Origin of the sequence: Salmonella sp. NW722, from assembly GCF_051702785.1 — a bacterium.
Classification (GTDB): Bacteria; Pseudomonadota; Gammaproteobacteria; order Enterobacterales; family Enterobacteriaceae; genus Salmonella; species Salmonella enterica.
This window is the reverse complement of sequence record NZ_JAMMIN010000001.1, coordinates 284,896-309,549: the sequence shown is the minus strand read 5'-3', so window position 1 is coordinate 309,549 and position 24,654 is coordinate 284,896. Positions and strand designations below refer to the sequence as shown.

Below are 24,654 nucleotides of genomic sequence, written 5' to 3'. Positions count from 1 at the left end.
CTGTTCTGGTTAAAATCAAACACTTCAGGTAAAGAAGTGAAAATATTTTGAGTTAATTCCTGGCTTATGATACAAATCAGGCGTGTTCAACTACCGAGGACAATTATCATCCGCGATGACGAGAAGCAACACTGCGGATAATTGTAATATTATGGACAATATGTTCAGCGCTTTTTTCTCCACGCAAACGCATCTTCACTCTACCTCCTTTTTCCTGCTTATTGGCGAGCAGCACTGGCGTAACGCACTTTAGTCTCTCACTTCTACCTGAGCTGGCGCAACGCGCTGTGCTAACTGATTTTATCTTTTAGTTTGCTGCGTGCAGCAGACTCGAAAGAGTATATTCTCATGCAGGAGAAGTGTCATGTTTTACTGGATTTTATTAGCTCTGGCTATCGCGACTGAAATTACCGGCACGCTCTCAATGAAATGGGCTAGCGTGGGTAATGGCAATGCGGGTTTTATTTTAATGCTGGTGATGATCACGCTGTCATATATATTTCTTTCTTTTGCGGTAAAAAAGATTGCCCTGGGTGTAGCGTATGCCTTATGGGAAGGGATCGGCATTTTATTTATTACCATTTTTAGCGTGCTGCTATTTGATGAAGCATTATCAACCATGAAGATAGCCGGCTTGCTGACGCTGGTCGCTGGCATCGTATTGATCAAATCAGGGACGCGTAAACCCGGCAAACCGGTGAAGGAGGCGACTCGTGCAACAATTTGAATGGATACACGGCGCCTGGCTTGGGCTGGCAATAATGCTGGAAATCGCGGCTAACGTACTGTTGAAATTTTCGGACGGCTTTCGCCGTAAATGCTATGGCATCTTATCGCTTGCCGCTGTTCTGGCCGCCTTCAGCGCGCTTTCCCAGGCGGTAAAAGGGATAGACCTGTCGGTGGCGTATGCGTTATGGGGCGGTTTTGGTATTGCCGCCACGCTGGCGGCGGGCTGGGTGCTCTTCGGCCAGCGCTTAAACCCCAAAGGCTGGGTTGGCGTGATATTGCTGCTCGCCGGAATGGTCATGATCAAATTTGCCTGAGACGATCGCTGCCTGTCGGTTCAGGCAGCGATTCCCGCATTAATCCTGCGCCAGAGCTTTCAGCTTATCGCGAAAGCCGGTGACGGATATGGCGCGGTTATCGGCGCGCCAGCGATCTTTAGCCGCAGGAGCGGAGCTTTGTACGCCAATGAGCTGCCATCCGCTATCCGTGTGCAATAAGAGCGGCGAGCCGCTGTCGCCAGGTAACGTGTCGCACTGGTGTGAGAGTACGGCATTCTGCGCCCAGCCGGTCACGACGCAATCCTGATGGGAATAAAGCGCATTCAGATGATCTTCCGGATAACCGGACTGCGTGACTTTTCGGTCTGCGGCTTTCAACGCCGCAGTGAGCGCCGCTTTATCGCCGGTAAATAAAGGCACTGGCGTGATACCGGAAGGTGGGTAGCGTAATATTACCAGACCAAAATCCCAGCTTGCCGCGGCAGGCGGCACAATCCAGCCATCGCCATCCGCTTTCAGGCGTCGGCCCAGCGACGGTTCAACGCGGCCTTCAATGCCGTGGATTTCATAGCGCCATACTCCTTTTCGCGCCACAAAACGCAGCGCAACCGCCTTGTCTGGTTTTCCTTTCGGTGGCGTTAGCAGGCAGTGACCTGCTGTCAGGGCGATATGCGGGGAGATAAGCGTTGCCGTACACAAATTACCGCTGGCGGTCTCTAGTTGCCCGATGGCATCCCACGGCGATTGGGTAGGATCGGCGACGGGCACCCGATCATCATGGTTAAAAAAAAGCGTTTTGACGTCGCTGGCATCCGTGGCGTCTGTTTCAGCCCCCCTGGCTTTCGCCATAACCGGTAAAAAACACACTATGCCCAGTAATACAGCAATGGTTTTATGCATATCACACTCTGGTGGGTAATTATGATTATTAACAACAAACCCTCAGTACTACTATAGACGTGACGGTAAGAAAGTGGGAGTAAAATCAGATAACTACACTCAGGAAAGATAGAAATGCGTGGCAATAACGGCGCATAAAATAAGCACGATAAGAATGAGCTCAAAGCGGTAGCGAGACACTTTTTTGCCCTCCCGGAAGGCGGCGCTAAACCAGAACAATTTAGCGCCGTAAAAACGGGCGCGGGGGCGCGCCGCAGCATGTTACGACTTACGCAGCCGGCTGCGAAGTTGTTTTTGACACAGATTTGGCTGGGGCTTTTTTGCCATCTTTTTTCTGGTGCTTTTTAGCCGCCTGCGCTTTTTGCTCAACGGTTTTTTTATGCTGTTTTTTGTGGTGCTGGGTGGTCTGGGTTGTTTTGGCAGGCGCTGCGGTTTTCGCAGGCGTTGCAGTCTCAGCCGCGAATGCTGCGGAAGAGAGACCCATTGCAGCGGCAACAACCAGAGCTAATACTTTTTTCATTTTGATACCCTCGATTTGGTTTTCATTCAACCCCACTGCGGGGCCGGTGAAATGACTATATCGCTGTTATCAAAAGGCTTCCGTGAGTGATTGGTTTCGGCATGTAACGTTATGTACAATCCCCCGGTAACGCGATGTCAGCCCCCACCATAATAGGTAGCTTTACGTTACCGGCCGTTATTTTTGGTCGCAGAGTCGGTAATATCCGTCCTCCAGAATAACAGGCACACCGTATATGAATCCGATAATCTGGGTGGTATTTACGCTTCTGGCGCTGGATGCAATCAGAGAAGTTATGGGCGTATCAAGCCTGACAGGTCTGTGGTGAACAGTGAGTCGTGGCGTGAAACCAGCCCGGCGATAGCGCACGTTGCTATCGCCGGATTATTTCTTTTCAGGCGTGAAGACGGTGATGTAACCGCGTCCCGACCAGGATGGCCAGCACCAGCATTAGCGCGATAAAACCGCCTACGCCGTTCCAGCCGTAACTATGCCAGAATACGCCGCCTAGCGTCCCGGCGATACTGGACCCCAGATAATAGCTGAAAAGATAAAGTGACGAGGCCTGTCCCTTCGCCCGGCGCGCACGCGGGCCAATCCAACTACTGGCCACGGAGTGCGCGGCGAAAAAGCCGGCGGAAAAAAGCAGCATCCCGGCAAAAATCAGCCAAAGCGAGGTAAAAAGCGTCAGTAAAAGCCCACCCAGCATTACTGCGGTAGAGAACAGCATCACCGGCCCCCGGCCATAGCGTGAGGTCATTGCGCCAGCTTTCGGCGAGCTCCATGTGCCGGTGAGATAGGCTACGGATAACAGTCCGACCACGGCCTGGCTTAATTCCCAGGGGGAGAGCATCAGGCGATAGCCAATGTAGTTAAACAGGGTGACGAACGCGCCCATCAGTAAAAAACCTTCCGCAAACAGCAGAGGTAACCCCCGATCGCGCCAGTGGAGACGGAAATTAATAAATAGCGTTTTAGGCCGTAGCGACGTGGGACGAAAATGTTGCGAGGCGGGTAAAATCTTCCAGAACATCAGCGCGGACGCCAGCGCAAAGCATCCGATGGCCGCCAGCGCGATGCGCCAGTTAAAAAAGTCGGTCATGACGCCGCTTAATAAACGCCCGCTCATCCCGCCGATGGAATTACCGCTAATATAGAGCCCCATAGAGAAAGCGACAAAGCTGGGATGGATTTCTTCACTCAGGTAGGTCATTCCCACCGCGGCGACGCCGCTTAACGACAGACCGATCAGCGCACGCATAATCAGAATACCATGCCAGCTGGTCATCATGGTTGATAACAATGTGCAGCAGGAAGCTAATAACAACGCGGTGACCATCACCGGTTTACGGCCTATCGCATCAGAAAGCGGGCCGGTAAAAAGTAAGCCGATAGCCAGCATGGCGGTAGAAATAGAAAGTGAAACGCTGCTGCTGGCGGGGGAGACGCCAAACTCCTGGGAAAGTACCGGTAGTATAGGCTGGACGCAATAAAGGAGCGCGAAAGTCGCCAGGCCCGCGGAAAAAAGGGCCAGCGTGACGCGCATGAAAGGCGCTGTACCGCGTTTAATAAATTGAACCGGCTGAGAATGGCATTGTTCATCGATATCGCTCGCCGTGGCGTCATCGAGAATAGTTGTACGACTCACGTTAAATCCTTGCTTTACATCTCCGTCAACAGGAGACGGGTATAACCGACATGTAAAGCATAGAAAAAGCAAAATATTCTGTCTAATATATTAATTGTCTCAAATAAGACGTTAAAAATATGAATATCGAATTACGTCATTTACGTTACTTTGTGGCGGTAGCAGAAGAGCTGCATTTTGGTCGCGCCGCCGCGCGCCTCAATATCTCGCAGCCGCCGCTCAGTCAGCAGATACAAATTCTGGAGCAGCAGGTCGGCGCGCGATTACTGGCGCGGACCAACCGCAGCGTAGCGTTAACCGCCGCCGGGCGCCAGTTTCTGGTGGACAGCCGACACATCCTGAGTCTGGTAAACGACGCCGCCGCTCGCGCCGAGCGGTTGCATCAGGGCGAAGCGGGTGAAATCCGTATTGGCTTTACGTCTTCAGCGCCTTTTATTCGGGCGGTATCGCATACCTTTTCGCTGTTCCGCCAGTCCTATCCGGGGGTGCATATGCAAACGCGTGAAATGAATACGCGTGAGCAAATCGCGCCGCTCAACGAAGGCGTACTGGATATTGGCTTGCTGCGGAATACGCCGCTGCCCGACACACTTAATCGCGAGGTGATTTTGCATGAGCCGCTTATGGCCATGATCCCGCGCGAACATCGACTGGCGCAAAAGCCGGTCGTCAGTCTGACAGAGCTGGCGGAAGAACCTTTCGTCTTTTTCGATCCACATGTCGGGACGGGCCTCTACGACGATATTCTCGGCCTGATGCGGCGCTATAACCTGTCGCCGACCATCACGCAGGAGGTTGGCGAGGCAATGACCATTATCGGTCTGGTGGCGGCGGGGCTGGGCGTCTCGATTCTGCCGGCATCCTTTAAGCGTGTACAGATGAGCGAGATGCGCTGGGTTCCCCTGGCAGAAGAGGACGCCGTATCTGAAATGTGGCTGGTATGGCCAAAGCATCATGAACAGAGTCATGCCGTACAGCGGTTTTGCCAACTGCTATTACTGGCTGCCCGACGGGATTAATTACGCTTAAAAAGGGTGAAAATGTGCAGTTAATCACACGGCTAAGCAAAAAGTTGACGGCGAGTATTGAAGTGTTTCACCATAGCACACAGATTATTTCGGAGCGCGAAAATAAAGGGAGTGAGCGGTGGTTGCTGATAGTCAGCCTGGGCATATCGATCAAATTAAGCAGACCAATGCTGGCGCAGTGTATCGCCTGATTGATCAGCTCGGACCGGTATCGCGAATTGACCTGTCTCGTCTGGCGCAATTGGCGCCTGCCAGTATTACGAAAATTGTTCGCGAAATGCTGGAAGCGCATTTGGTTCAGGAACTTGAAATTAAAGAGGCGGGCAGTCGTGGACGTCCCGCCGTCGGGCTGATGGTGGAAACGGAGGCCTGGCACTATTTATCTATTCGTATTAGCCGTGGCGAAATTTTCCTTGCACTGCGCGATCTTAGCAGCAAACTGGTGGTAGAAGAGTGTCTGCCGCTGCCGTTAACCGAAGCCACGCCGTTGCTTGAGCGAATTATTACGCACGTTGATCGGTTTTTTACCCGCCATCAGCAGAAACTGGAGCGTCTGACCTCCATTGCCATTACGTTACCGGGCATTATCGATACCGAAAACGGCGTTGTGCACCGGATGCCGTATTACGAAGATGTCAAAGAGATGCCTTTGGGAGATGCGCTGGAGCGGCACACCGGCGTACCGGTTTACATTCAGCATGATATTAGCGCCTGGACGATGGCAGAGGCGCTTTTTGGCGCCTCACGCGGCGCGCGCGACGTTATCCAGGTGGTGATTGATCATAATGTGGGGGCGGGCGTTATCACCGACGGTCATTTGCTTCATGCGGGTAGTAGCAGTCTGGTAGAGATTGGGCATACCCAGGTCGATCCTTATGGTAAGCGCTGTTATTGCGGTAATCATGGCTGTCTGGAGACCATCGCCAGCGTCGATAGCGTGCTGGAACTTACGCAGCTTCGGCTTAATCAGTCGATGAGTTCAATGTTGCACGGCCAGCCGTTAACGGTAGATTCACTGTGTCAGGCGGCGATGCAGGGAGATCTATTAGCAAAAGATATTATTAGCGGCGTTGGCGCGCATGTCGGACGCATTCTGGCTATCATGGTGAATTTATTTAATCCGCAAAAAATTCTTATTGGTTCGCCGCTAAGTAAAGCGGCTGATATCCTTTTTCCGGCCATTGCTGACAGTATCCGTCAGCAGGCGCTGCCCGCCTACAGCAGGAATACGGTAGTGGAAAGCACGCAGTTTACCAACCAGGGCACGATGGCCGGGGCGGCGTTGGTAAAAGACGCGATGTATAACGGCTCTTTGTTGATTCGTCTATTACAGGGTTAACATTTTTTAACTGTTGTACAAAAATTTGCGCTAACTCAAGCTGATTGCCCTTGCCATATCTTAGACTTTCTCCACTGTATTATTTTCCTGGCTTATATTTTCGAAGCATAACGGTGGAGTTAGTGATGCTGAAGCGTTTCTTTATTACAGGTACAGACACTTCTGTTGGGAAGACGGTGGTTTCCCGCGCATTACTACAAGCGTTAGCGTCGGGTGGTAAGAGCGTTGCAGGGTATAAACCTGTCGCTAAAGGGAGCAAAGAGACTGCAGAAGGGATGCGCAACAAAGACGCGCTGGTATTGCAAAGCGTCTCTTCGCTGGAGTTGCCGTATGAGGCGATTAATCCGATCGCGTTAAGCGAAGAAGAAAGCAGCGTCGCGCATAGCTGTCCTATAAATTACACCTTGCTGTCCAACGGTCTGGCGAGCCTGAGCGATAAAGTGGACCACGTGGTTGTGGAGGGTACTGGCGGCTGGCGTAGTTTGATGAATGATTTACGTCCATTGTCCGAATGGGTGGTACAGGAACAGTTACCGGTATTGATGGTGGTAGGGATTCAGGAGGGGTGCATTAATCATGCGCTACTGACTGCGCAAGCTGTCGCTAACGATGGACTGCCATTAATTGGCTGGGTGGCGAATCGTATCAATCCTGGCCTGGCGCATTATGCTGAAATTATTGATGTGCTTGGGAAAAAACTGCCAGCGCCGTTGATTGGCGAGTTACCGTACCTGCCGCGCGCCGAGCAGCGTGAGCTGGGGCAGTATATTCGTTTGTCAATGCTCGGCAGCGTGCTGGCGGTAGATAGAATCATGGCGTAACGTTCGCGAGAGCACTGACGCGACTACACAGGCAATCAGCAGACCGGGGAGTAACTGATACTCGCCGGTCATTTCACAAATCATCAGGGTGGACATTATCGGCGCATGGGTTGTCGCCGCCAGTAGCGTCGCCATACCCGCCAGCCCCAATAAAATCGCTATTTCATCCGAGCCTGGCAGCCAGAATCCCCATATCCGACCCAGAAACATTCCAATGGATAATCCGACAAATAATGTTGGCGTAAAGACGCCGCCCGGCGCGCCAGACCCGCTGCTGGCGAGCACCGCCAGGATTTTGCACACAAAAATTCCGCCAATCAGCGAGAATAGCGGCGGGGAGAGCAGAAATGATTGTACGACGCTATAGCCGTTTCCCCATACCGTGGGCGTGAGTAACGACAATAATCCGACAATAAGCCCGCCCAACGCCAGTTGCCAGGGCGGCGACAGTTTTAAACGTAAGAAACTATTATGGCTGGCCGTCATCAGCCACATCAGCAACGGGCCGCACAGACCGGCGACCAGGCCGGTACTGACTATCATGACGTACTCCCGCGCGTGGAGATCAACGGTCAGATGTACGGTATAGAGTAGTGAATCGCTACCGTTTAATACATGGGTGGTTAGCAGGGCGACGACGGCGGAAACGACAACCGGGCCGAGGGAAGCCAGCATTAAGGTACCGAACAGGATTTCCGCGATAAACAGACTGCCCGCCAGCGGCGCATGGTAAGCGCCCGCCATGCCTGCAGCGGCGCCGCTGGCGATCCATAATTTCCATTCCTCACGCGGCGTGAAGCGTCGGGCAAAGCTGGATGCCGCCAGCGCGGCGAGGAGGATCATTGCGCCTTCGCGACCAATTGCGCTGCCGCTGACCACGACCAGCAGCGAGGCCAGCGATTTCACCAGACTGGCGCCAACGTCAAATTGCCCGTCGGTTTGCAATGCTTCCATATAGTCAGTGGGCGCATGGGGGCGCTGTTGGTTCATTTTTTGCCACCCCCACAGCAACAGACCAGCGGCCAGGCCGCCAAGCGCCGGCGTAATCAGCCTTCGCCAGGGCGAAAGCCCCTCAGCCGCATTCACCAGACTGCCAGTGTCATTACTCAGGAAAATCCACTCCAGCAATTGCATCGCATGACGGAAGGCGGCGACAGCCAGCGCCGCGAGAATACCGATGAGCGTAGCGATCAGCAGGCGACGAAACATCGCGCGCAGATCCGGGTAAGCGTGTAAACGATGCATGAGCGGGTAAACAGGGAGTTTCAGGATAGCCTATTCTGCGGGGAAATGGCGTCAGACGCAAAAGCACTATGTGCGATATAATATTGCGTACAATAATGATATTGCCGGATAGCGAGAGGCCATCCGGCGGCAGCGTTAGCTGTTTTCGTGAATATTTAGCGCCCGACGCGTGCGGCCTGAGCTGAGATAATCGGCGATGTAATCCTGAGAGATTTCACCGTTATAGCGTCCGTCTTCATCAACGATCGGCATCCAGCTGGTATTACTTTCGTACAATCTGGACAGCACAATACGCAGATTATCTTCCGCTTTGCCCGTAATACGGAAAGGATGGGTGATATCGGCGCAGATTCCGCTGGCGTTCCGCGCTTCCCGGCGCTTCACAAATCCCAGTGGCTTACCGTCGTTGTCAATGACGGTAATGGCGCGAATATCGTGATCATCCATAATGCCGAACGCCTCGCTTAGCGGCGTGGAAGGCCGCGCGGTAATGGTTGGCTGTTGGTCGGTAACATCGCCTGCGGAGACCAGTAGCAAACGCTTTAATGTTCTGTCCTGACCGACAAACGACCCGACAAACTCGTTAGCCGGTTTGGCCAGCAGTTCATCAGGACTGGCGCACTGTACAATTCGCCCCTGACGGAACACGGCGATACGGTCGCCGAGTTTTAGCGCTTCGTCGATATCATGGCTGACCAGCATCACGGTCTTTTTTAGCTTACGCTGCATATCCAGAAACTGGTTCTGGATCACTTCGCGGTTAATGGGGTCCACCGCGCCGAAGGGCTCATCCATCAGCAGTACCGGCGGATCGGCGGCCAGAGCGCGGATCACGCCAATGCGCTGCTGCTGTCCCCCGGACATCTCCTTTGGATAGCGATGCAGAAATTTTCTGGCATCCAGCGCCACCATGTCCATCAACTCTTCGGCGCGTTGCTTGCAGCGCGCTTTGTCCCAACCCAACATGCGCGGCACAACGGTAATATTTTCTTCAATCGTCATATTAGGAAACAGGCCGATTTGTTGGATAACATACCCAATATTGCGGCGTAGCGTTACCGTATCCATATCGTTGGTATTCTCGCCGTTGATAAGAATATTACCGCTGCTGGGCGCGATCAGCCGGTTGATCATCTTTAACGTGGTGGTTTTGCCGCAGCCGGAGGGACCGAGTAAGACGCACATTTCGCCTTCCGGCACGTTCAGGTTGACGTTGTCGACGGCTTTTAGCGGCTGACCCTTTTTCTGTACAAATTGTTTGGTGAGATTTTCCAGTTTTATCATTATCGTATCCCCTTAGGTGTCAGTACGACTTGCAGACGATGCAACAGCCAGTCAAGTACAATTGCCAGTAGACAGATCATCAGCGCGCCGGCAATTAACATGCGAATATCGCTGCCGCTAATGCCGTTTAACAGTAGCAGCCCCAGACCGCCGGCGCCGATCACCGCGGCAATCGCCATCACGCCGATATTCATCACTACCGCGGTGCGGATACCCCCGAAAATAACCGGTAGGGCCATTGGGATTTCGACCCAGCGCAGCCGTTGCCAGAAAGTCATACCGATGCCGCGTCCCGCTTCACGCAGACCGGGCGGCAAACTATCAAGCGCAGTATGGGTATTCCGGACAATCGGCAGTAAAGAGTAGAGAAAAACAGCCGTCACGGCGGGCAGAACGCCAATACCATGCCCGATCAGCGAAAAGAGCGGGATCATTAACCCAAACAGCGCGATAGACGGAATGGTAAGAAGTAGCGTGGCGGCGCCCAATACCGGCGTTGCCAGCCATTTGTGGCGTACAATCAAAACGCCTAACGGTACGCCGATGATAATCGCCAGACCGACGGCCAGCGCGACCAGCCAGAGATGCTGAAAGGTAAGGCTGGCGAGATAGCCTGCGTTATCCAGCATATAATGTATCGTATCCATAGGCGCTCCTTACAGCAGACCTTTGTCCTGCAAAAATTGATGGGCTACCTGTTGCGGCGTACGATGCTCGATATCGACCTGGGCGTTTAGGGTCGATATCACATCGTTATTGAGCAGGCCGGAAAGGGTGTTTAAGGCGTCATCAAGGCCAGGATTGGCTTCCAGCACCTCTTTACGCACTACGGGCGTGACAGCGTAACTTGGGAAGAAGCCTTTATCATCTTCCAGCACTTTCAGATCAAACCCTTTCACCCGTCCGTCGGTGGTATAGACCAGCCCGGCGTCAACCAGCCCATCCCGAACGGCGTTATAGACCAGCCCTGGGTCCATCTGTCGTATTTGCGGGCGATCAAGCTGCATCTGGTAGGCTTGCTGAAGGGGCTTCATCCCGTCGCTGCGCCCGGCAAATTCCAGATCGAGACCGAGCATCCAGTTGTGGTCAGGATCGTTCTGCCGGACTTGTTCGATTTTTGCCACCATTTGCGAGATGGTGGTGATATTTTCCGACTCGGCGCGTTTGCGCTGCATCGCGAACGCGTAAGTATTGTTCATGTCAGCCGGTTTGAGCCATACCAGGCCCAGCTTCGCATCCAGGCGTTTTACCGTGTCGTAGGTTTCCTGTGGGCTCATGCGCTTATCGATACGGTTGAAAATAATCAGCGATGTACCGGTGTATTCCCAGGTAATATCAATTTGTTTATTCACCATCGCATTACGTGAAATCACCGCGGCGATATTGGTTTGCGGCTGAACCTGAAAGCCTTTCTTCTGCAAATACTGAACGGTCATAGCGGAAAGAATATGCTGCTCGGTAAAGCTTTTGGTGGCGAGAACCAGCGGCGCGGCCTGCGTCTGGCTACTGAACAACAGCGTTGCGGCAAGCCATCCTAACAGGTGTTTTTTGAATCTCATTTAACGCTCCTTATTGTTATTTATGCGTTCAGACGGTATGAGGGCTAAGGCGTCGCCCAAACCAGGCAAGCAGAGTGTCAAGAATCAGCGCGAATAACGCCGTGGCCGTTGCGCCGAGGATCAACGTCGGAAAATCGTTGAGATAAATTCCCGGGAAAATCAGCTCGCCGTAGCTGCTGGCGCCAATCAGAAAGGCCAGCGGCGCGGTGCCGACATTGATGGCGGTCGCGATGCGAATACCGGACAGCATCACTGGCCACGCATTAGGTAGCTCTACCTGGCGAAGCCGCTGCCATTTTGTCATCCCAATCCCGTTCGCCGCTTCAATCAGTGAGGCGGGAACGGAACAGAGGCCCGCATAGGTATTGCGGACGATAGGCAGAAGGGAGGCCAGAAATAGCGCGACAATGGCGGGCGTATCGCCGATCCCGATAATCACCATCGCTAAGGCCAGGACGGCCAGCGGCGGCAAGGTATTACCAACATTAAAGATTTGCATGACATATTCAGCAAATCCCTTTGCCGCAGGACGGCTGAGTAAAATCCCACTCGGGATACCGACCAGTAAAGCAAAAAACATGGACGTAAATACCAGCATCAAATGCCGTTGTCCGAGATACAGCAGATCGACCTGACGCGCTTTCAGCGTCTCCAGACCGATTCCCCAGATAAACAGCGCCAGTAACAGCAAAATGACGATAGTGAACCCAAGTACGCGTTTTAGGGTGAGGGTGTGCATTGCGGTGTGTCTCCCTGTTTGCATGTGTTATGGCGACGTTAAGAGTCGCGTGTTGTTATGCCATGTTCCGGCAGGGTACTTTGAGCTATAGCAACAGGTTGGGAAGGATTCCAGCGGAGCGTGATGTTTAACACTGTTAAACATCTATTAACAATTATGTTTTGCCCTTATGCGGCTTAGCGTAAACATTCACGATAAAGAATTATCTTAAAAACAGAAACGTAGTGTGACGTTGTCACTTTTTGTAGATAAAAATAGGCCGCAATGGGAGAAAAGGCAGGTAAAATCCTGCCTTTTGTGGGGATTAACGGAATAACGGTTTTACAGCGACGGGAATAATGAGTTGAGCTTGCCATTGCGCCAGCGTCAGACGCGCCAGTTGCCCCAACGCCTGATAAAACGGATGCCCGGCATGATCGATAAATACGTCCAGAAAGCGGGACGACCACGGAAACAGATGCCAGGCCAGGAGTTGTTCGCATTCATGATGACGGCCATTCTCGGCAAGCCAGGCCGCCAGCAGCAACAGCGACCCAAAATGATCTTCTGGCTCGTTTTGCTGCATTTCAAACTGAATCCCGTTTTCGCGCATCCACTGACGTAGCGCCAGCGTAGAATCGCCAAATAATACGCTCTCACGATCCAGCCAGACGGAACCCCACGGCGGAGACGGCAGAGCGTAAGGGCCGATAAACAGACGCTGCCAGGCCTGTGGCAACGACTCTTCGCTGTGGGTCTTAAACATAGCCGCCACAGGCGCAAGCGCCTCGGCATCAAGCGGCCACTGCGCCTGCCAGTCGTCGGTTAATAGCGCCTGAACCAGAGGAGCGGTTTCGTGGCTTTCCGGCGAATAATAAAACAACGCGCCAAGAACACGCGCCGTTACTGAAAAATCATCACGTTGTAAAAAAGTGGTCATTCAAACAATCCCGAAAGGTGCGGGTCGCCCCGCACGCATAAATTAACCTGCGACGGCCATACCTACGGTCATATGCAGGCCATAAAAAAGTCCGCGGCCAATAATTTCGCCTGCCAGCGCCAGCACGACACCGAGCAGCAAACCAACGGTATGCGGTTCGCGGCGACGGATTAGCGGACATAGCCAGCAGCCTAATCCGGCAGCAAGCAAGACAATGCGCCAGACCTGTAGCATACCGTAATCCGGTGCGAGATGGCTGGCCTGTTGCACGGAACTGTGAATGGTTGAGAGAGACAGTCCTTGTAGTACGATGGCCGTCACGCACACCACCAATGCCAGGCCGCTAATACTGGCAAACGTCACGCTGCAAAATGGGACGCGCGCGATGCGTAGCAGTAACGCCGCAAACACCGGGCCGCACAGGAATGCCGTGAGGAAAAAGGCCAGCGTGGTGTAGCCATTATACCAGGTTGGCACGGTATCTATCTGATAAACGAGCGTCATTGCCCAGATGAATGCAACGCCGAGCGCCATACTGATCAGCAGCCACACTTTACCCAGCACCGGGGGCATCTTACCGAGTACCGCCACCAGCCACCAGATGCCGCCTACGGCAAAGAACACCGATCCTGCGGCGATTTCATTACTCAGTGCGGAAGCGCCTACGCGGTTAAGCGAGTTAAACGCGCGCATCGGCGAGCCGAGATGCATAATCGACGCGAGGAATCCCAGTCCCATCACCAGCCACAGAAAAAACATGCTGCGCACGATGCGCTGACGGGCGATGGTATCGTCTTTTGCCGTCAGCCAGCCCAGTCCGCTAACGATTAACGCGCCGACCACGCACTGACCAAAGACCGTGAAGATCATCAACGGCCATTCATGCCATCCACTTCCCATCTTATACCTCCTTCGGATTGGCCAGATAACCGGTAGTGTCCCCGGTCGGGCGGCTGTTGGCGTTGGGTTTAATCACAATATTCGGCTTCGTGAAATGCGCGCGCGGCAGCGGCGCGACGGCAGCCAGCTCACCGTGTTTTTTGCGCAGTTCGTCTATCGGGCCGAAATCCAGCGCCCGCAGCGGACAGGATTCGACGCAGATCGGTTTCTTGCCTTCCGCCACCCGGTCATAACAGCCGTCGCACTTGGTCATATGACCTTTGGCCGCGTTGTACTGCGGCGCGCCGTACGGGCAGGCCATGTGGCAGTAGCGGCAGCCGATACAGACCTCTTCGTTCACCACCACAAAACCGTCATCGCGCTTGTGCATCGCGCCGCTCGGGCAGACTTTGCTACAGGCCGGGTCTTCGCAGTGGTTACAGGAGATGGAGAGATAATAGGCAAAGACGTTCTGGTGCCAGACGCCGTTATCTTCCTGCCAGTCGCCACCTGCGTATTCATATATCCGCCGGAAACTGACGTCGGGAGTGAGATCTTTGTAGTCCTTGCAGGCCAGTTCGCAGGTTTTGCAACCGGTGCAACGACTGGAATCAATAAAAAATCCATACTGGGTTGTCATCGGTTACTCCTTACGCCTTTTCAACCTGAACAAGATTACTGTGTGACGGATTACCTTTCGCCAGTGGGGAAGGCCGGTGCGACGTCAGAATGTTAATGGAGCCGCCGCGATCGATTTTGTCGCCAAACATGTCGGCATTTAACCAGGCGCCCTGGCCGATAGCGGTGACGCCAGGCAATATGCGCGGCGTGACTTTTGCCGGAATGAGCATCTCTCCATTCTGGTTAAAGACCCGCACGGTGTCGCCGTGCTGAATGCCGCGCGCTTGCGCATCAATCGGGTTGATCCAGATCTCCTGCGGACACGCCTGTTGCAGGACGTCGATATTGCCGTAGCTGGAGTGGGTACGCGCTTTATAGTGGAAGCCGGTTAGCTGTAGCGGGTAGCGCTGACGAAGCGGATCGTCCCAACCGTCAAAGCCTGGCGTATAGGCGGGTAAAGGATGGATAATCTCATCTTTCTTCAGCTCCCATGTGTCGGCGAGGGTTGCCAGACGCTCGGAATAGATTTCGATTTTACCGGACGGCGTTTTCAGTGGGTTGGCGGCAGGGTCTTCGCGGAAGGCGCGGAAAGCGACGTAGTGCTCCTCCGGGCATTTTTTCTTGAAAATCCCTGTTTGTTTCATCTCTTCGTAATCCGGCATTTCCGGGTTACGCGCTTTGGTTTTTGCGTGCAGGTATTTGACCCACTCATGCTGCGTGCGGCCTTCTGTGAAGGTCTGGTATACGTCCGGACCAAGCCGTTTAGCCACTTCACTGAGCGTCCAGTAAATGGGCTTTCTTTCAAATTTCGGCGAGGTGGCGGGCTGACCAAGAATGACATAGCCCATATTGCCTGCGGATTCGTGGGAAATCAGATCTTCCTGCTCGGTCGGCATTAAATCAGGCAGCAGAATGTCGCAATATTTTGCCGATGCGGTCATAAAGTGCTCGATGCCGACGATCATTTCACATTTACTGTCGTCCTGAAGCACCTCGTGGGTGTGGGCGATATCGCCATGCTGATTGATCAGCGTATTACTGGCGTAGCACCACAAAAATTTGATCGGCACGTCGAGCTTGTCTTTTCCCCGCACGCCGTCGCGTGTGGCGGTCATTTCCGCACCATGATCGATAGCGTCGGTCCAGGTAAAGACCGAAATCTGGGTTTTTACCGGGTTCTCCAGCATAGAAAACCATTCGACGCCCAGATCCCAGGTGCCTTCGCGCACGCCGGAATTACCGCCATTTATGCCGACGTTACCGGTGAGTACAGACAGCATGGCGATTGCGCGTGCGGTCTGCTCCCCGTTAGAGTGGCGTTGCGGTCCCCAGCCCTGGCAAATGTAAGCCGGTTTCGCCGAGCCGATTTCCCGCGCCAGTTGAATGATTTTTTCCGCCGGAATACTGGTAATCTGCGCGGCCCATTGCGGCGTTTTAGCAATACCGTCTTCGCCCTGACCCAAAATATAGGCTTTATAGTGCGCGTTACGCGGGGCCGAGGCGGGCAGAGTGGTTTCGTCGTAGCCGATGCAGTATTTATCCAAAAACGGTTTATCAATAAGATCTTCGGTAATCAGCACCCAGGCGATTGCCGCCGCCAGCGCGCCATCGGTACCCGGGCGAATCGGCAGCCACTCGTCTTCGCGGCCGGCGGCAGTGTCGTTATAACGCGGGTCAATGACGATCATCCGGGCGTTGGAGCGTTCGCGCGCCTGTTCGACATAGTATGTCACGCCGCCGCCGCTCATACGTGTTTCCGCGGGGTTATTGCCAAACATCACCACCAGTTTTGTATTGGCGATATCATCCGGACTGTTGCCGTCGTTGCCGCCGAACATATAGCTCATGGCCGCGCTGATTTGGGCGGTGCTGTAGCTACCGTAACGGCTGAGATAGCCGCCGCAGGCGTTCATCAGGCGATACGGTACGTTAGAATTGGTAATATTGCCGCCGTCCACGCCGGTACCGTAAAGGACATGTACCGCTTCGTTGCCGTAATCCTTGAGGATACGTTTCAGGTTATCGCCGATGGTATCCAACGCTTCATCCCAACTGATACGTTCGAATTTGCCTTCTCCTCGTTTACCAACGCGTTTCATCGGATATTTCAGGCGATCGGGATGATTCATCCGGCGACGAATAGAACGACCGCGCAGGCAGGCGCGTACCTGATGGTTGCCATATTCATCGTTGCCCGTGGTATCTGATTCAACCCAATATACGGTGTCATCTTTTACGTGCAGGCGCAGCAGGCAGCGGCTGCCGCAGTTAACGGTACATGAACTCCAGACCGCTTTTTCTGCCACATTGCCAGATGCGAGGTCTGCTGCGGCGTGGGCGATGCGGGAGAACGGAAGGGTGAAAGCGCTACTGGCAAGCGCAAGGCTACCGATAGCGGAGGTTTTCACCAGGCTTCGTCGGCTGATACTGGCCGCCATTAATGCCTCAGGGTTGGTGATTTTCATAACAGCTCACTATGCTCATCCAAAAAAGAGTTTTAAATGTCGTTGTGTTCGCAAAACGGGGAGCGCCGGGCGCGTAAAAACGTCCCGGAGCAGGCGGCTTAGATTTTTTCGATTTCCACCAGATTTGTATGTTGAGGATTCCCTTTTGCCAGGGGGGAAGGACGCAGCGTCGTGAGCGTATTGATGCAGGCGCCGTGGTCAATTTTATCGCCAGCCATATCCGCATTATGCCATGCGCCCTGACCCATCGCGCTGACGCCCGGCAGAATACGCGGCGTGACCTTGGCGGGTAGACGCACCTCTCCACGATCGTTAAAGACGCGAACCCTATCGCCATTCGCGATACCGCGTTTTTGCGCATCGAGCGGATTTATCCACACCTCCTGGCGACAGGCGGCCTGCAGAACATCAATATTGCCGTAGCTTGAATGGGTACGGGATTTATAGTGAAAGCCAAACAGCTGTAGCGGGAAGGTGCTCCGTTTCGGATCGTCCCATCCTTCAAAAGTAGGGGTATAAATCGGCAGTGGGCTTATCACGTCGCCTTCCGCCAGCTCCCAGGTACTGGCGATGTGAGCGAGTTGGCTCGAGTAGATTTCGATTTTACCGGACGGCGTTTTTAACGGATTGGCCTGCGGATCTTCACGAAATTTTTTATAGGCGACAAAATGGCCGTTGGGATCTTTGCGTTTATAGATGCCCATTTTTTTTAGCTCGTCATACGCGGGCAATGCCGGATCTCTTGCCTGCATTTTGGCGTACAGATATTGCAGCCATTGCGCCTGTGTACGGCCTTCGGTAAACCGCTGATACACATCGTCGCCGAGGCGTCTGGCGATTTCGCTGAGTACCCAGTAGATGGGCTTGCGTTCAAACTTAGGCGTCGTCGCCGGTTGGATAAAAATCAGATATCCCATATTGCCGGCGTAATCATTGGGGATGATATCCTCCTGTTCGACGGTCATGAGATCCGGCAGTAAAATATCAGCGTACTTCGCGGAAGAGGTCATAAAGTTGTCGATGACCACAATCATTTCGCATTTCGCTTCATCCTGAAGAATTTCATGGGTTTTATTAATATCCGAATGCTGATTAATCAGGGTGTTGCCAGCGTAGTTCCATAGAAATTTGATCGGGACATCCAGCTTATCTTTGCCGCGTACGCCGTCGCGCAGGGCGGTCATTTCCGGGCCGCGCGCAATGGCGTCCGTCCAGCTAAAGCAGGAGATGGCGGTTTTAACGGGATTCTCCAGGACCGGTAGACGTTCAATGGTAATGGTGTAAGTGGATTCGCGTGCGCCGCTATTACCGCCATGAATGCCGACGTTGCCGGTCAGAATCGGTAACATGGCGATGGCGCGAGCGGTTTGTTCGCCGTTCGCCTGACGCTGCGGGCCCCAACCCTGACAGATGTAGGCCGGCTTGACGCTGCCTATCTCGCGCGCCAGTTTGATAATCCGATCGGCGGGGATGCCGGTAATATGCGATGCCCACTGCGGCGTTTTGGCGATACCGTCCTCGCCCTGGCCCAAAATATAAGCCTTATAATGGCCATTGGGGGGCGCGTCAGCCGGAAGGGTCTTTTCATCGTAGCCGATGCAATAGTTATCGAGAAAAGGCTGGTCAACGAGATTTTCGTTAATCAATACCCAGGCAATTCCCGCCACCAGCGCGGCGTCGGTGCCGGGGCGAATCGGTATCCACTCGTCTTCACGTCCGGCAGCGGTATCGGTATAGCGCGGATCTATCACGATCATGCGCGCATTTGAGCGTTCACGCGCTTGCTCCAGAAACCAGGTAATGCCGCCGCCGCTCATGCGTGTTTCAGCCGGATTATTGCCGAACATGACCACCAGTTTACTGTTTTCGATATCAGACGTGCTGTTGCCGTCGTTGGAGCCATAGGTGTAGGGCATGGCGCAAGAAATTTGCGCGGTACTGTATGAGCCGTATTGATTCAACGAACCGCCGTAGCAGTTCATCAAACGCTTCACCGGCGAGGCGGCAGGCGACGAGCGGGTTATGTTGCCGCCTACGATGCCGGATGAATAGTGGATATAAACGGCTTCATTGCCGTAGGTCTCTACGGTCTTTTTCAGGCTGGCGCTAATGGTGTCCAGCGCTTCCTGCCAGCTAATGCGTTCAAATTTGCCTTCGCCGCGGTGGCCAACGCGTTTCATGGGATAGTTAAGGCGATCCGGATGGTTAATGCGCCGACGGATTGAACGGCCCCGCAGACAGGCGCGAACCTGATGATTGCCGTAGACATCGTCGCCAGTGTTATCAGTTTCAACCCACCAGACTTCATTATCTTTTACATGCAGACGCAGAGCGCAGCGACTGCCGCAGTTGACCGAACAGGCGCCCCAGACGATTTTATCTTCTTCGTTGCGCATGGCCTGCTGCACCGCCGCGGCCGCGGTACGCATCCCAAACGGTAAAGATACGCCTCCGGCAGCCAGCGCCAGTGAGCCAAGCGCCGCTGATTTCACTAACGTCCTGCGGCTAAAGCCTGTTTGTTGCTTTTCTCCGGGCATCACTCACTCCATTGTCGTTATTATTTCGCTATATATTGATAACTATAACGAAATTATTAACATGCTAATGATGTAATGAGTTTACCCCTTTGGGAGTAAGGATTATTAATCCATGTCAAAGAGCGTTACCCTCCGGACCCGGAGGGCAGGAGGAGGTTATTGCGGTTCGGCGGATGAACCGTCCTGAGCGGGAGAGGTATTGGCTGGCGCATTGCCGCTGCTGGTGCGGGTATAAAGAATTTTATGCGTATCGTTCGCGCAATGCCCCACCACCTGTGAGTCCGGCTGATCGGCCTGGTCGTTAGGAACGATAGTGAGCGTAAAATTATCCGCCGGCACGCCGTTATTGATGATACGTTGTTCGATATCGCTTTTTACTCTCTCGCACGATCCCGGTGCCGCCATCACCAGCGAGGGGGCGCTAACTAACGCCAGAGCGGCTATTGCAGTTGCGATTTTCATCATGAACTCCTGTGATTAATGACGATGTTCTAAGCTTAGCATTTTTCGTGTAAATAACTGTATTTGCTAATATGATGATAAATATCTTTTCATCCTGGTGACACGTGTGAAGAAACCCCTTTTACTGACGTTATTGTGCATGATACTGGCAGGTTGTGATAACCCGAAATCCCTTGAGTCTTTTACGCCGGAAATGGCCAGTTTTTCGAACGAATTTGATTTTGATCCATTACGTGGTCCGGTAAAGGATTTCAGCCAGACATTGATGAGTGAGAATGGCGAAGTGGCGAAGCAGGTCACCGGTACGCTTTCACAGGAAGGCTGCTTTGATACGCTTGAGTTACACGATCTGGAGAATAATACGGGGCTGGCGCTCGTGCTGGATGCCAATTATTACCGGGATGCTCAGACGCTGGAAAAAAAGGTGCAGTTACAGGGGAAGTGCCAGCTGGCGGCGTTGCCTTCGGCGGGCGTGACCTGGGAAACGGACGACAACGGTTTTGTGGTATCGGCGACGGGCAAAGAGATGAAAGTCGAGTATCGCTATGATAGCGAAGGTTATCCGCTAGGTAAGACAACCATAAACTCGCAGAATACGCTCTCTGTGACGGCAAAACCCTCCGCGGACCCGCGTAAAAAGCTGGATTACACGGCAGTCAGCCGGGTGGATGATCGACAGGTCGGCAACGTCACACAGAGCTGCGAATATGATGCGTACGCGAACCCTGTTGACTGCCGGCTTGTTATCGTCGATGAGAGCGTTAAGCCGGCAGTGTCCCACCATTACACCATTAAAAATCGTATCGATTACTACTAAACCGGGCGCGGTGCGATTCTCCGTGACTACCGCGCCGCGTTTACTGCGCGGTGGGTTTCAGGAGCGTAGAACCGGACGTTTTATGTTCATCCAGATACTGCTGCTGGAAGATACACATGCGGATGGTGTTACGGTATTCGCCGTTAATGAAGAACTCATGAATCAGCTCGCCTTCTACTCTAAAGCCGAGTTTACGGTAGATGTGAATCGCTTTTTCATTCTCTTTATCGACGATCAAATACAATTTATAGAGATTGAGTACGGTAAATCCGTAATCCATCGCCAGTTTGGCCGCGCGTGACGCCAGGCCTTTTCCCTGGTACTCCGGCGAAATAATAATCTGAAATTCCGCCCGCCGATGCACATGGTTAATTTCCACCAGTTCTACCAGCCCGGCGTTTTCACCATCGCATTCGACGACAAAGCGCCGTTCGCTTTGGTCGTGGATGTGTTTGTCGTAGAGATCCGACAGTTCGACAAAAGCCTCATACGGCTCCTCAAACCAGTAACGCATAACGCTGGCATTATTATCAAGCTGGTGGACAAATCGTAAATCTTCACGCTCAAGCGGGCGCAGTCTGACCTTGTAGTCACTTGTCATACTGTATCCTTACACTTCCTTTTAGTTATCCTGCATCAGGGCGTAATAACGCGACCTGTACGACGATCCAGACACCGCAGCGTATTGGGTTCCCAATAGGCGTTGATGTTGGCGCTTTGCTCGCATTTATCGCGGTTATCAAAGGCGGCATCGGCTTTGTCCCACTCTTTTTCTGCGCGGGTATTCACTTTCTGACGCAGACTGCGAGTGTCGTTCCATTGTTCCTTTTCCATCGCCGCTTCCTGACGACTTTGTGCGCTATCTCCCGATTCAATCACCAGTTTACTGGTTTCAGCGAATGCGGAAGTAGTATATACAACGGCCGCCAACGTAAGCATTGCCGTCAGGCACAGGCGTTTGCTCAGCGTATTGTTCATCACAACATCCTTTCATTAGAGGGGAAAAAGCGGTAAACCACCTGTAAATTCTACACCAATCCTTATGCCTGGCATATACACAAGAATGGCCGGATAACCGTAACGATATTCTGTTGTATTATCACTTATCATTTCGTAACCAAATGAATCTCATGCTAAAGACGACTCTGCTTTTCTTTGTCACCGCCCTCTGTGAAATCATTGGATGTTTTCTTCCCTGGCTATGGATTAAGCGCGGCGCCAGCGTGTGGTGGCTTCTGCCTGCTGCCGCGTCACTCGCGTTATTCGTCTGGCTTTTGACCTTGCATCCGGCGGCGAGTGGGCGGGTTTATGCGGCTTACGGTGGGGTATATGTCTGTACTGCGCTCCTGTGGTTACGTGTTGTCGATGGCGTCCGGCTCACGGTTTATGACTGGTGCGGCGCGCTGATCGCGCTGTGTGGAATGCTGATTATCGTCGTCGGATGGGGACGTACGTAACATTGCCGCGCGACCAGAACATTTTGTGATCTGGCAGCGCTTTTTACATCAATATGCTTGTATGGTAGTAGCTCAGTTGGGTAAATTTCCTGCATCCCATAATGCGATGTAAGGAATAAAAATGAAGATTGTAGGGGCTGAAGTTTTTGTTACGTGTCCAGGGCGTAACTTCGTCACCTTAAAGATAACCACGGAAGACGGGATCACCGGTCTGGGGGATGCCACCCTGAACGGACGCGAGCTCCCGGTGGCCTCGTACCTTACCGATCACCTGTGCCCACAGCTCATCGGGCGGGATGCTCGCCGCATCGAAGATATCTGGCAGTTCTTCTACAAAGGCGCGTACTGGCGCCGTGGCCCTGTCACCATGTCCGCCATTTCCGCGGTTGATATGGCGCTATGGGATATTAAAGCCAAAGCCGCCAATATGCCGTTGTATCAGTTACTCGGCGGCGCTTCGCGTGAAGGCGTCATGGTGTATTGCCATACCACAGGCCACACCATCGACGATGTGCTGGAAGACTACGCGCGTCATAAAGAGCAAGGGTTCAAAGCAATCCGCGTGCAGTGCGGCGTTCCGGGGATGAAAACCACCTACGGCATGGCGAAAGGCAAGGGGCTGGCCTATGAGCCCGCGACAAAAGGCCAGTGGCCGGAAGAACAATTGTGGTCAACGGAAAAGTATCTCGATTTTACGCCAAAGCTGTTTGACGCCGTGCGTAATACGTTCGGGTTTAATGAACATCTTCTGCACGATATGCATCACCGACTGACGCCTATTGAGGCTGCCCGCTTTGGCAAAAGTATTGAAGACTATCGTTTGTTCTGGATGGAAGACCCGACGCCGGCTGAAAATCAGGCGTGCTTCCGCCTCATCCGCCAGCATACGGTCACGCCGATTGCGGTAGGCGAAGTCTTTAACAGTATCTGGGATTGCAAACAGCTCATTGAAGAGCAATTGATTGACTATATCCGCACCACGCTTACCCATGCCGGTGGTATTACCGGGATGCGCCGCATTGCCGATTTTGCCTCGCTCTACCAGGTGCGTACCGGTTCGCATGGGCCGTCCGATCTGTCGCCGATTTGTATGGCCGCGGCATTACATTTCGACCTGTGGGTGCCTAACTTTGGCGTACAGGAGTATATGGGCTACTCCGAACAGATGCTGGAGGTTTTCCCGCATAACTGGACGTTCGAGGGCGGCTATATGCATCCGGGCGACAAGCCAGGACTGGGCATTGAGTTCGATGAAAAACTGGCGGCGAAATATCCGTACGATCCAGCCTATTTGCCGGTGGCCCGCCTGGAAGACGGCACACTGTGGAACTGGTAAGGAGCGAAAAATGAAAAGCATCGTAATCGAAAAACCGAATACATTAACTATCGAAACGCGCGCGCTTCCGCAGCCTGCGCCGGGTGAAGTTCGTATTAAAGTGAAACTGGCGGGTATCTGCGGTTCCGACAGTCATATTTATCGGGGACATAATCCCTTTGCAAAATATCCCCGTGTCATAGGCCATGAATTTTTCGGTGTCATCGACGCGGTAGGCGACAACGTCAATCGCGACCGGATAGGAGAACGGGTATCCGTCGATCCGGTGATCAGTTGCGGGCATTGTTACCCTTGTTCAGTCGGTAAACCCAATGTGTGTACCTCGCTGGTGGTGCTGGGCGTGCATCGTGACGGCGGTTTCAGCGAGTATGCGGTGGCGCCGGCCCGTAATGCTCATCGCATACCGGACAACATCGCAGATCATCATGCCGTCATGGTTGAGCCGTTTACCATTGCGGCAAATGTGACGGGGCAGGTGAATCCGACCGAGCAGGACGTGGCGCTTATCTATGGCGCAGGCCCGATGGGACTGACGACCGTACAGGCGCTGAAGGGGGTTTATCAGGTTAAAACGGTCATAGTCGTTGATCGCATTGAAGAGCGTTTAGCAATGGCGAAGCAGAGCGGCGCTGACTGGACCCTCAATAATGGTCAACATTCACTGGCGGAATTTCTACAGCAGAAGGCACTAAAACCGACCTTGATTGTCGATGCCGCCTGTCATCCCGCTATCCTGCAAGAGGCGATTACCCTTGCATCGCCTGCGGCACGCATTGTCCTGATGGGATTTTCCAGCGACCCGTGTGAGATTGTACAGCAGGGTATTACCGGAAAAGAGCTGGCTATTTATTCATCGCGTCTTAATGCCAATAAATTCCCGGTCGTGATTGACTGGCTGAGTAAAGGGCTTATTGATCCGGATAAGCTGATAACGCATACATTTGATTATCAACATGTCACTGACGCGATTGAATTATTTGAAAAAGACCAGCGTCAATGCTGCAAAGTTTTACTCACTTTTGCGAAATAATATAAATAATTGCGAGTAAGTGGTACGCATCTTACCTCTTAGAG

General features: G+C 53.1%; 27 protein-coding genes. 11 read left to right on the top strand and 16 right to left on the bottom strand.

Annotated features, from left to right (window positions below):
- Window positions 1–82 precede the first annotated feature (82 nt).
- From NA330_RS01490 to mdtI, 3 genes are all read left to right on the top strand, one after another.
- Window positions 83–253 (top strand): protein YdgV, encoded by a 171-nt coding sequence (locus NA330_RS01490; protein ID WP_001539987.1) that lies wholly within the window; start codon window positions 83–85, stop codon window positions 251–253.
- A gap of 111 nt (window positions 254–364) precedes the next feature.
- Complete coding sequence (gene mdtJ / locus NA330_RS01485) at window positions 365–727, top strand: multidrug/spermidine efflux SMR transporter subunit MdtJ (RefSeq protein WP_000500278.1); 363 nt, start codon at window positions 365–367, stop codon at window positions 725–727.
- A complete protein-coding gene (gene mdtI, locus NA330_RS01480) occupies window positions 714–1,043 on the top strand; it encodes a multidrug/spermidine efflux SMR transporter subunit MdtI (RefSeq protein WP_001183821.1) in 330 nt (109 codons plus the stop codon). The genes mdtJ and mdtI overlap by 14 nt, the downstream gene beginning before the upstream one ends.
- A 39-nt stretch (window positions 1,044–1,082) precedes the next feature.
- Here the strand turns inward: mdtI and NA330_RS01475 are convergent, their stop codons facing one another.
- Window positions 1,083–1,904, bottom strand: a complete 822-nt coding sequence (locus tag NA330_RS01475; RefSeq protein ID WP_000549649.1) for a trypsin-like serine peptidase — start codon at window positions 1,902–1,904, stop codon at window positions 1,083–1,085.
- A gap of 268 nt (window positions 1,905–2,172) precedes the next feature.
- Window positions 2,173–2,424, bottom strand: a complete 252-nt coding sequence (asr, locus tag NA330_RS01470; protein ID WP_017441038.1) for an acid resistance repetitive basic protein Asr — start codon at window positions 2,422–2,424, stop codon at window positions 2,173–2,175.
- A gap of 235 nt (window positions 2,425–2,659) precedes the next feature.
- Here asr and NA330_RS01465 point away from each other — a divergent pair, with 235 nt between their 5' ends.
- Window positions 2,660–2,752: a KPN_01571 family protein gene (locus tag NA330_RS01465; protein WP_001068154.1), complete on the top strand. Its 93-nt coding sequence runs from the start codon at window positions 2,660–2,662 to the stop codon at window positions 2,750–2,752.
- A 66-nt stretch (window positions 2,753–2,818) separates the two neighbouring features.
- Here NA330_RS01465 and NA330_RS01460 read toward each other — a convergent pair whose 3' ends face one another.
- Window positions 2,819–4,072 (bottom strand): MFS transporter, encoded by a 1,254-nt coding sequence (locus tag NA330_RS01460; RefSeq protein ID WP_000091787.1) that lies wholly within the window; start codon window positions 4,070–4,072, stop codon window positions 2,819–2,821.
- Window positions 4,073–4,191: 119 nt separating this feature from the next.
- On the opposite strand from NA330_RS01460, the gene NA330_RS01455 reads away from it, so the two are divergent.
- From NA330_RS01455 to bioD, 3 genes are all read left to right on the top strand, one after another.
- Window positions 4,192–5,091, top strand: a complete 900-nt coding sequence (locus NA330_RS01455; protein WP_001019577.1) for a LysR family transcriptional regulator — start codon at window positions 4,192–4,194, stop codon at window positions 5,089–5,091.
- Window positions 5,092–5,218: 127 nt separating this feature from the next.
- On the top strand, window positions 5,219–6,439 hold the full coding sequence (gene mlc / locus NA330_RS01450) for a sugar metabolism global transcriptional regulator Mlc (RefSeq protein WP_000225094.1): 1,221 nt from the start codon (window positions 5,219–5,221) through the stop codon (window positions 6,437–6,439).
- Between the two features lie 125 nt (window positions 6,440–6,564).
- Complete coding sequence (gene bioD / locus NA330_RS01445; RefSeq protein WP_000919206.1) at window positions 6,565–7,260, top strand: dethiobiotin synthase; 696 nt, start codon at window positions 6,565–6,567, stop codon at window positions 7,258–7,260.
- Here the strand turns inward: bioD and clcB are convergent.
- The 11 genes from clcB to NA330_RS01390 form a co-directional block, all read right to left on the bottom strand.
- Window positions 7,216–8,505: a voltage-gated ClC-type chloride channel ClcB gene (gene clcB, locus NA330_RS01440; protein WP_000554911.1), complete on the bottom strand. Its 1,290-nt coding sequence runs from the start codon at window positions 8,503–8,505 to the stop codon at window positions 7,216–7,218. The two genes, bioD and clcB, sit on opposite strands and share 45 nt — an antisense overlap.
- A 135-nt stretch (window positions 8,506–8,640) precedes the next feature.
- Window positions 8,641–9,789, bottom strand: a complete 1,149-nt coding sequence (gene osmV, locus NA330_RS01435; RefSeq protein WP_000593092.1) for an osmoprotectant ABC transporter ATP-binding protein OsmV — start codon at window positions 9,787–9,789, stop codon at window positions 8,641–8,643.
- Entirely contained in the window at window positions 9,789–10,436 is a 648-nt protein-coding gene (gene osmW / locus NA330_RS01430; RefSeq protein WP_000379677.1) for an osmoprotectant ABC transporter permease OsmW, read from the bottom strand. The genes osmV and osmW overlap by 1 nt, the downstream gene beginning before the upstream one ends.
- A 9-nt stretch (window positions 10,437–10,445) precedes the next feature.
- The gene (gene osmX / locus NA330_RS01425) at window positions 10,446–11,348 is read right to left on the bottom strand and encodes an osmoprotectant ABC transporter substrate-binding protein OsmX (protein ID WP_001211193.1); all 903 of its coding nucleotides are present in this window, start codon (window positions 11,346–11,348) and stop codon (window positions 10,446–10,448) included.
- A 28-nt stretch (window positions 11,349–11,376) separates the two neighbouring features.
- Window positions 11,377–12,087, bottom strand: coding sequence for an osmoprotectant ABC transporter permease OsmY (osmY, locus tag NA330_RS01420; RefSeq protein WP_000557304.1), 711 nt, complete (start codon window positions 12,085–12,087; stop codon window positions 11,377–11,379).
- 304 nt (window positions 12,088–12,391) lie between these two features.
- Window positions 12,392–13,006 (bottom strand): Tat proofreading chaperone DmsD, encoded by a 615-nt coding sequence (gene dmsD / locus NA330_RS01415; RefSeq protein ID WP_000206573.1) that lies wholly within the window; start codon window positions 13,004–13,006, stop codon window positions 12,392–12,394.
- Window positions 13,007–13,048: 42 nt separating this feature from the next.
- Window positions 13,049–13,906, bottom strand: coding sequence for a dimethyl sulfoxide reductase anchor subunit family protein (locus NA330_RS01410; protein ID WP_023241774.1), 858 nt, complete (start codon window positions 13,904–13,906; stop codon window positions 13,049–13,051).
- Between the two features lies 1 nt (window position 13,907).
- Window positions 13,908–14,525: a dimethylsulfoxide reductase iron-sulfur subunit DmsB gene (dmsB, locus tag NA330_RS01405; protein ID WP_052894862.1), complete on the bottom strand. Its 618-nt coding sequence runs from the start codon at window positions 14,523–14,525 to the stop codon at window positions 13,908–13,910.
- A gap of 10 nt (window positions 14,526–14,535) precedes the next feature.
- Window positions 14,536–16,971: a selenate/tellurate reductase subunit YnfF gene (gene ynfF, locus NA330_RS01400; protein WP_023241909.1), complete on the bottom strand. Its 2,436-nt coding sequence runs from the start codon at window positions 16,969–16,971 to the stop codon at window positions 14,536–14,538.
- 98 nt (window positions 16,972–17,069) lie between these two features.
- Window positions 17,070–19,508: a selenate/tellurate reductase subunit YnfE gene (ynfE, locus tag NA330_RS01395; protein ID WP_023241910.1), complete on the bottom strand. Its 2,439-nt coding sequence runs from the start codon at window positions 19,506–19,508 to the stop codon at window positions 17,070–17,072.
- Window positions 19,509–19,664: 156 nt separating this feature from the next.
- A complete protein-coding gene (locus tag NA330_RS01390; RefSeq protein ID WP_000975516.1) occupies window positions 19,665–19,973 on the bottom strand; it encodes a DUF1161 domain-containing protein in 309 nt (102 codons plus the stop codon).
- A gap of 103 nt (window positions 19,974–20,076) precedes the next feature.
- Between NA330_RS01390 and NA330_RS01385 the strand changes: the two genes are divergently transcribed.
- Window positions 20,077–20,787, top strand: a complete 711-nt coding sequence (locus NA330_RS01385; protein ID WP_000743122.1) for a YnfC family lipoprotein — start codon at window positions 20,077–20,079, stop codon at window positions 20,785–20,787.
- A 40-nt stretch (window positions 20,788–20,827) separates the two neighbouring features.
- On the opposite strand, the gene speG is transcribed toward NA330_RS01385, so the two are convergent.
- Window positions 20,828–21,388: a spermidine N1-acetyltransferase gene (gene speG, locus NA330_RS01380; protein WP_000199997.1), complete on the bottom strand. Its 561-nt coding sequence runs from the start codon at window positions 21,386–21,388 to the stop codon at window positions 20,828–20,830.
- Between the two features lie 35 nt (window positions 21,389–21,423).
- Window positions 21,424–21,765, bottom strand: a complete 342-nt coding sequence (locus tag NA330_RS01375) for a DUF1283 family protein (RefSeq protein ID WP_001066440.1) — start codon at window positions 21,763–21,765, stop codon at window positions 21,424–21,426.
- Window positions 21,766–21,917: 152 nt separating this feature from the next.
- Here NA330_RS01375 and NA330_RS01370 point away from each other — a divergent pair, with 152 nt between their 5' ends.
- From NA330_RS01370 to NA330_RS01360, 3 genes are all read left to right on the top strand, one after another.
- On the top strand, window positions 21,918–22,244 hold the full coding sequence (locus NA330_RS01370) for a YnfA family protein (RefSeq protein ID WP_000921382.1): 327 nt from the start codon (window positions 21,918–21,920) through the stop codon (window positions 22,242–22,244).
- 121 nt (window positions 22,245–22,365) lie between these two features.
- Window positions 22,366–23,580 (top strand): starvation-sensing protein RspA, encoded by a 1,215-nt coding sequence (gene rspA, locus NA330_RS01365; RefSeq protein ID WP_023241911.1) that lies wholly within the window; start codon window positions 22,366–22,368, stop codon window positions 23,578–23,580.
- Window positions 23,581–23,590: 10 nt separating this feature from the next.
- Entirely contained in the window at window positions 23,591–24,610 is a 1,020-nt protein-coding gene (locus tag NA330_RS01360) for a Zn-dependent oxidoreductase (protein WP_000836495.1), read from the top strand.
- Window positions 24,611–24,654 lie beyond the last annotated feature (44 nt).